Raw genomic sequence first — 6,871 nt, forward strand, 5'->3', positions numbered from 1 at the left:
AGTCATTTTCAGCTCCCTGAATGTAATTACTCTACACCTTCAGTCCACTTAGAAACTTTATCTTGGTTTTCTTCTACCCAAGCTGCTGCAGCTTCTGCTGGGTCAGCACCGTTTTGAATTTCTAACATAACTTCTTCCATATCTGCAGATTCCCAGCTGAACTGATCTAATATTTTGTATGCATTTGGTAGATCTTCTTCTAGACCTTGGCGAGCCATTGTTTTAATAACTTCTGCTTCACCGAATGATTTTTCAGGATCTTCTAGATATTTAAGATCATATTCAGCGAATTTCCAGTGAGGTGTCCAACCTGTTACAACGATTGGTTCCTCATTATCAATCGCTTCACCAAGTGCGGTTGCCATTGCACCACTAGATGAAGTTTCAACTTGCCAACCTTCAAGTGCAGGATAAGTTTCTACAGCACTCTCAGCAGCTTTTACAACACCAGCACCTGGTTCAATTCCTGTAATTTTCTGATCTAGGTCTTCTGCATAATTTGATAGGTCTGAGATACTAGTTACATCTTCCATATAAGTCGGAACAACTAAACCAATTTTAGCTCCTGTTAGGTTTTCACCTAAGTCAACTAATTGGTCTTTGTATTCCGCATGTAAGTCACCGTGAGTCGCTGGTAACCACGCAGCTACCATCGCATCAGCATCGCCACTTGCAACGGATTGCCACATAACTGCATTATCAATTGGTGTTACGGTAACGTCATAGCCTAGATTTTTTAATACTTGACCTACAACGTTTGTTGAAGCAACCTCAGAATCCCATTCAACATAAACTAATTCAATTTCTTTACCCTCACCTACTTGAGCGTTCTCTTCTTCACTACTTCCTTCAGAATCAGATTCAGATTCTTCACCGTTGCTTCCTTCAGCGTTTTCTTGTTGCTCTTCACCATTGTTAGAATCTTCACCGTCAGTTCCTTCTTCAGAATCACTGCCACAAGCAGCGAGAACTAATACTAAGGCTAACATGGCTACTAAGCCTAGTGATTTTAACATTTTAGACATGCTTGATACTCCCCTTTATTTAAAAATTAATTTATGGTAACTCCAATTACTTGGAGATATACCCTAGGATTTTTCTTTATTAATATTCTGTGTAATTCGGTCCATGATAATCGCTAAAATAACGATTGATAAACCGGCAACAAATCCAGTACCTGCACTAGCACGTTGTAACGCAGATAATACGTCACGTCCAAGTCCTGGTGCACCGATCATGGATGCAATAACAACCATCGATAGTGACAACATTACGGTTTGGTTAACACCAGCCATAATGGTTGTTTTGGCCATTGGTAATTCTACTTTAAATAGCTTTTGACTACCTGTTGTACCAAAAGCATCAGATGCCTCCACTAATTCCTTAGATACCTGTCGAATACCTAAATTCGTAAAACGAACGACAGGTGGTGTTGCGAAAATGAATGACGCGAAAACACCTGGAACCATACCAATTCCGAAAAACACAACAGCCGGAATCAAGTATACGAAAGCCGGCATCGTCTGCATAAAGTCTAAAATAGGTTTAATAATAGCTTCAGCCCATTTACTTTTAGACATTAAAATACCAACAGGAATACCTACAATGACGGAAATTAAACTGGCCACCAATACTAATGTAAAAGTAGACATTAACTGTTCCCATAACTGTTGATTATATATAAACAATAACCCAACGAGTGTAAATGAAGGTAATCCAAATTTTTTACCTGATAAGAAGAATGCAATAATCACAGTAATAACGATAACAATTGATGGGGGGATGTCTGCAAGTAACTCAGCAAATTTCTCAAGCTGATCCCCAAAATCTTCTTTTATTGGATCAAAGAACCAACTAAATGTATCTGTTGTCCATTTAACTGCTTCATCTACCCAGTCTGCTACTGGTATTTGTTTATTAAAAAATTCTTTTATATCGGTAAAAATACTTAGAAATGTTAGTTTAGAAAATATATCAAGCATCATCTCCGTTCACCTCATTTCCATTTCCGTTAGCCAATGCTGCAATCAACGATCCACGTACAATAATACCTCGAAGTTTGCCTTCTTCAACAACGGCAACTGGTACTTGTGAATCATGAATAATTTCAAATATATCATGCACAGGAGTATCCTTCTCTACTGTCGGCATGTCGGTACGTATGATGCCATGGAAATCTTTTTGCTCTTGTTTTCTAGCTGCGGAAACATCATCTGCTGTGACGTATCCTTTTAGATTACGCGCACGATCAATGACGTACATGTTTGATAACCCTTGTTCACGAATGCGCTCTAAAGCTACTCGTGGACCGTGCTTATCAACATCAACCGTTTCAGGACGTTTCATAATATTCTCAGCTGTTAATACTTTAGAACGATCAACATCTTCTACGAATTTTTCAACATAATCGTTAGCTGGGTTCATTAAAATTTCTTCAGGAGAACCAATTTGAACAATCGAACCATCCTTCATTAACGCAATACGATCACCGATTCTTAAAGCCTCGTCTAGATCGTGCGTAATAAAGATAATCGTTTTTCTCATTTTCTCTTGGAGATCCATCAGCTCATCCTGCATATCTTTACGAATTAATGGGTCTAATGCTGAGAATGCCTCATCCATCAATAAAACCTCAGGGTCATTCGCAAGCGCACGGGCTAAGCCAACACGTTGCTGCATACCACCCGATAATTGACTAGGATATTGCTCAACAAAGCTTCCGAGACCAACTAATTCTAAGGCCTCTTTTGCTTTTTCAGATCGTTCTTGTTTGTCTGTCCCTTGTACTTCCAAACCGAACTCTGTGTTTTGAAGTACCGATCTAAAAGGAAAAAGGGCGAACTTCTGAAAAACCATACTCATTTTTTCACGACGGATTTTTCTAAGGTCGTCTTTCCCCATAGTCGCTAAGTTTTCACCATCAACCTCGACGTCACCTTCAGTTGGTTCTATTAACCTGTTTAGTAAACGTACTAAAGTCGATTTACCACTTCCAGATAACCCCATGATAACGAAAACTTCACCTTCTTCTACTTCAAAACTTGCACGGTTGACACCTACCGTACTACCTGTTTTTTCTAGGATTTCTTCTTTTGATAATCCTTTGTCTAATAATTTTTGTGCCTCTTTTGTCCTTTTGCCAAAAATCTTCGATAGATTATGAACCTTAATGACTGGCACGTTATTCCACCTCTCTCATTCTTCCAACTTTTTCTAGTGCTTTATAACTATTTTATAAACGTCCTAAAATAAATCACTTGTATTACTATATAAGTTTATTGCATAAATTTCAAACGTAAAAATCTATTAAATCAGTTTGTATAGTCCATACAGTTCAATCTTTACAAACTTGAGATTGAAAATGACGGCTTTTACTCATTATAGCTCCGTATAACACCGGTACATCAAATTTTTATTTTTTCTTAAAGTAAGATAAGGTATTTATGTAGTTCCTAACAAGGAGGCTTATCTATTTCAAACATGAATATTTTAGAACAAGATCGAATCGAAAACATCAATAATTTAATGATTTCGGAATTCTCAAAAACGTTAGAAATGTTCGCACTAAACAAAACGGAAGCTCAATTATTTGTCACATTATTTTTAAATGATGAGCCAATGACGCTTGATGACATGAAGGATGTATTAGGAAAAAGTAAAACATCCATGAGTAATTCTGTACGAACCCTTCTAGACTATAACTTGGTTGAGCGGGTATTTAAAAAGGGAGCGCGTAAAGACCTATATCAGGCCAAAAAAGATCTTTATCAAAAATTCATGAAAACATACGTAAAACGTTGGTTAGAAGCTATAGACCGTCAAATCCATAGCTTAAAATCCATTGAAGATGAACTTAAGACGATGGACTCAAAACATGAAAACATCGGACATAAGATTAAAGAAGCTATTAAGTTTCATCAATCCCTCGAAGAAGTCTTTCATCAAATTAATCGTTATGATCAGTAATATTTCTCATATACGTAAATAAGAGTTAACGATTATTAAATCGATTCGTTAACTCTTATTTTTTTGAATTATGTTAGAATAAAATTAACTCGAAATATTGATTCAGGGAGTCGGTTAGGTGAATAATGAAACATATTCTTGGCAAGAAGCCCTTTTATACAATCACAAAATGGCACAATTATCGAAGGCAATTTGGAAGTCAATTGAGAAGAATTGGCAAGAATGGGTTAAGCCGTTTAATCTCAATTTAAATGAACACCATGTTTTATGGATTGCTTATTATTTAAAAGGAGCTACTATTTCAGAAATCTCAAAATTTGGTGTTATGCACGTATCTACTGCCTTTAATTTTTCCAAAAAACTAGAAGAACGCGGGCTGTTAACTTTTTCAAAAAAAGAAGTAGATAAACGAAATACGTATGTCAAACTAACTAAAGATGGCATTCAATTATTTGAGAAAACCATAGATGCACATAATCCTAATAATAATCTCATAAATGCTTCTTTACCTCTTAAAAATGTTTATGGAAATTTCCCCGAATTTCAGGATTTAGAATCTATTGTTAAGCATTTATATGGAGATGAATATCTTGAAATCTTAGAGCGTTCCTTAGAAAGCGTTCGACATGAATATAAAATGTCTTGATTTACCGCCATGAGTGTACTTTTGACTAGATTTATAATTTAACTTAAAAATTATAAAAAAAGGGTTGAAATTTTCCTTTAATGAGCGTATTATTCCTTGAGAGCTATCATAATTAGATAGTAATCAGAGCATAATAACTGCTATGAAGGAGGCCCTATTATGACATGCTGGAAAACTATTAATATCACAAAAGAACTCGGTTATAATAGGTTAATCATATTATCAACATTATTAGGCATTTCAACTTTTATATTGATGTATGTGCCTTTTTCTATCATATATCAAGGTGTTAATATAAAAGCACCTAGCATATATATTGTTTTAAGTAGCTTGGTTTTAATCCCGGTATTACACAAATTAGCCCATGCTATTCCGTTACTATTTACAGATAAAGAATTCCAATTTCGTTGGGGATTTAAAAATAAGTATATTCCAAATTTAAAAATCATGATGAAATCTAGTTTATCAAAACGCACATCAATCATCATGATGTTAGCACCAACCATCTTTATCACATTACCATTAATGTTGGCGCTAATAGCCATTCCAGTGTATTATCCGGTTGTTATTCTTTGTTTAGCTCTTAACATTGGAATGTCACTACAAGACTTTATCGTTCTTGCATATTTTGCTCGAGCTCCCAAAAATAGTGTAATTGAGAAATCACGTGAAGATTATGATATTCTAGTCCAATCACAGTGATGATTTAGGAGGCGATACTTTGCTATTTGTTTATGTACCATTTGCATTATTTATCTTATACGCATTTAATTCATTAGCACAACGTTTCTGTGAAAAATCTGAGTTATCCTCGGAGAAAAGCAGCAAAGTATATCGAACAATAAACGTTTCAATGCTAATTTTGCTTATTTCTTCATATTATGAAGTTAATTTTCTTTATTAATAAATTGGGGTTGTTCCTAATATGGAACAACCCTTTTTTCATCTCTCTTTTGTTAAGGACTAGTTTCTCTCATTAGAACCAAGCAGCACCAACAATGATCAATAGGATAAATAATACGACGATTAACGCAAAACCGCCGCCGTAGCCTCCGCCGTGACTCATAATTTTCACCTCCTTGGGTTATCTAATACTCATAATTTATGATTGATGCTTTCATTTTGTTTAGGCACCTATCAATTTTGTATAGTATGAATCCTAAGAATATGATATATTTAGTCTTAGTCATTACATAAAATAGGAGTGTTGAAACAAATGAAAAAGGTGTTGTTATTATCGAGTTTTTTACTCTTGCTCATAGTCGTTTCAGCTTGTACGTCAGATCAAAGCGAGGATGCTTCTGAAGCAATTGCTGAAACACCTGCAGGAGATATTTCAAAAGACGATTTTTACAATGAGTTAAAAGATCGTTACGGTGAACAAGTTCTACAAGAGATGGTTACACGTCAAGTATTAAATGATCAATTAGACGAAGCAGTCACAATGGATGATGTTGATGAGGAAATTGCTAATATCAAAGATCAATTAGGCGGTCAATTTAACATGTTCTTACAACAACAAGGTTTCCGAAATGAATCAGAGTTCCGTTATGCTTTATTTTTAAGTCAAATTCAAAATAATATTGCTGAACAATCAATTGAGATAACAGACGAACAGCTTCAAGAGCAATATGATCGTATGAAGACTGAAATAAAAGCACGTCACATTTTAGTGGATGATAAAGAAACAGCTCAGGAAGTATTAGATAAATATAATAACGGAGAAACATTTGCAGACTTAGCAAGTGAATATTCTAAGGATGGATCAGCTTCCAACGGCGGTGATTTAGGATATTTTTCAACTGGTAAAATGGTCAAGCCTTTTGAAGATGCAGCCTTTTCTTTAGAAGCTGGTGAAGTCAGTGAGCCCGTTCAGTCACAATTTGGCTGGCACGTAATTTTAGTTGAGGATAAACGTGAGGCTGATAAAGACTTAAAACCGTTTGAAGAAATGAAGGGTCAAATTGAGCAAGACCTTCGCCGCTCATTACTAACTTCGAAGGTACAATCCATAATCGATGAGGCTGACATTGATATAAAACTTGAGGAGTTTGAATCGTTATTTAATAGCGATAACGCTTCAGGTGAATCCGAAGAGTAGAACGACGCTAACAGAAAGCTGATATTCTGTATATACAAAAAGAGGTGCAATTGATTAACAAATTGGTACTGCACCCCAAAAGTTAGAGTAAAAAATCTAACTTTTGGGGTGTTTTTATATGGCAAAATATAGTAAAGAGTTCAAAATGAAAATTGTAA

8 protein-coding genes are annotated in these 6,871 nt (G+C 35.3%); 4 read left to right on the forward strand and 4 right to left on the reverse strand.

Features of this window, described 5'->3' with window-relative positions; all coding sequences use genetic code 11:
* Window positions 1–26 precede the first annotated feature (26 nt).
* The 3 genes from BLP77_RS07030 to BLP77_RS07040 all read right to left on the reverse strand — a co-directional run bounded on the left by BLP77_RS07030 (window position 27) and on the right by BLP77_RS07040 (window position 3,180).
* A complete protein-coding gene (locus tag BLP77_RS07030) occupies window positions 27–1,025 on the reverse strand; it encodes a glycine betaine ABC transporter substrate-binding protein (protein WP_093856407.1) in 999 nt (332 codons plus the stop codon).
* A 63-nt stretch (window positions 1,026–1,088) separates the two neighbouring features.
* The gene (locus BLP77_RS07035; protein WP_093856427.1) at window positions 1,089–1,982 is read right to left on the reverse strand and encodes an ABC transporter permease; all 894 of its coding nucleotides are present in this window, start codon (window positions 1,980–1,982) and stop codon (window positions 1,089–1,091) included.
* Window positions 1,975–3,180, reverse strand: a complete 1,206-nt coding sequence (locus BLP77_RS07040; RefSeq protein WP_093856408.1) for a quaternary amine ABC transporter ATP-binding protein — start codon at window positions 3,178–3,180, stop codon at window positions 1,975–1,977. Before BLP77_RS07040 ends, BLP77_RS07035 begins: the two co-directional genes overlap by 8 nt.
* 300 nt (window positions 3,181–3,480) lie before the next feature.
* Between BLP77_RS07040 and BLP77_RS07045 the strand changes: the two genes are divergently transcribed.
* From BLP77_RS07045 to BLP77_RS07055, 3 genes are all read left to right on the forward strand, one after another.
* Window positions 3,481–3,966 carry a GbsR/MarR family transcriptional regulator gene (locus tag BLP77_RS07045; protein WP_093856409.1) on the forward strand — a complete coding sequence of 162 codons (486 nt, stop codon included), beginning with the start codon at window positions 3,481–3,483 and terminating at the stop codon, window positions 3,964–3,966.
* Between the two features lie 118 nt (window positions 3,967–4,084).
* Complete coding sequence (locus BLP77_RS07050) at window positions 4,085–4,612, forward strand: HTH-type transcriptional regulator Hpr (RefSeq protein WP_093856410.1); 528 nt, start codon at window positions 4,085–4,087, stop codon at window positions 4,610–4,612.
* A 159-nt stretch (window positions 4,613–4,771) separates the two neighbouring features.
* Window positions 4,772–5,314, forward strand: coding sequence for a DUF3267 domain-containing protein (locus BLP77_RS07055; protein ID WP_093856411.1), 543 nt, complete (start codon window positions 4,772–4,774; stop codon window positions 5,312–5,314).
* A 274-nt stretch (window positions 5,315–5,588) separates the two neighbouring features.
* Here BLP77_RS07055 and BLP77_RS07065 read toward each other — a convergent pair whose 3' ends face one another.
* A complete protein-coding gene (locus BLP77_RS07065; protein ID WP_093856413.1) occupies window positions 5,589–5,678 on the reverse strand; it encodes a YjcZ family sporulation protein in 90 nt (29 codons plus the stop codon).
* Between the two features lie 150 nt (window positions 5,679–5,828).
* Here BLP77_RS07065 and BLP77_RS07070 point away from each other — a divergent pair, with 150 nt between their 5' ends.
* Complete coding sequence (locus tag BLP77_RS07070) at window positions 5,829–6,713, forward strand: peptidylprolyl isomerase (protein ID WP_093856414.1); 885 nt, start codon at window positions 5,829–5,831, stop codon at window positions 6,711–6,713.
* Window positions 6,714–6,871: the final 158 nt, after the last annotated feature.

The organism is Tenuibacillus multivorans (assembly GCF_900103915.1).
GTDB lineage: Bacteria > Bacillota > Bacilli > Bacillales > Alkalibacillaceae > Tenuibacillus > Tenuibacillus multivorans.

What these genes read in the sequence shown, in the direction of transcription:
- BLP77_RS07055 (WP_093856411.1), top strand. Translation starts at nt 4,772, where the DNA reads ATGACATGCTGGAAAACTATTAATATCACAAAAGAACTCGGTTATAAT.
- BLP77_RS07065 (WP_093856413.1), bottom strand. Translation starts at nt 5,678, where the DNA reads ATGAGTCACGGCGGAGGCTACGGCGGCGGTTTTGCGTTAATCGTCGTA.
- BLP77_RS07030 (WP_093856407.1), bottom strand. Translation starts at nt 1,025, where the DNA reads ATGTCTAAAATGTTAAAATCACTAGGCTTAGTAGCCATGTTAGCCTTA.
- BLP77_RS07045 (WP_093856409.1), top strand. Translation starts at nt 3,481, where the DNA reads ATGAATATTTTAGAACAAGATCGAATCGAAAACATCAATAATTTAATG.
- BLP77_RS07070 (WP_093856414.1), top strand. Translation starts at nt 5,829, where the DNA reads ATGAAAAAGGTGTTGTTATTATCGAGTTTTTTACTCTTGCTCATAGTC.
- BLP77_RS07035 (WP_093856427.1), bottom strand. Translation starts at nt 1,982, where the DNA reads ATGCTTGATATATTTTCTAAACTAACATTTCTAAGTATTTTTACCGAT.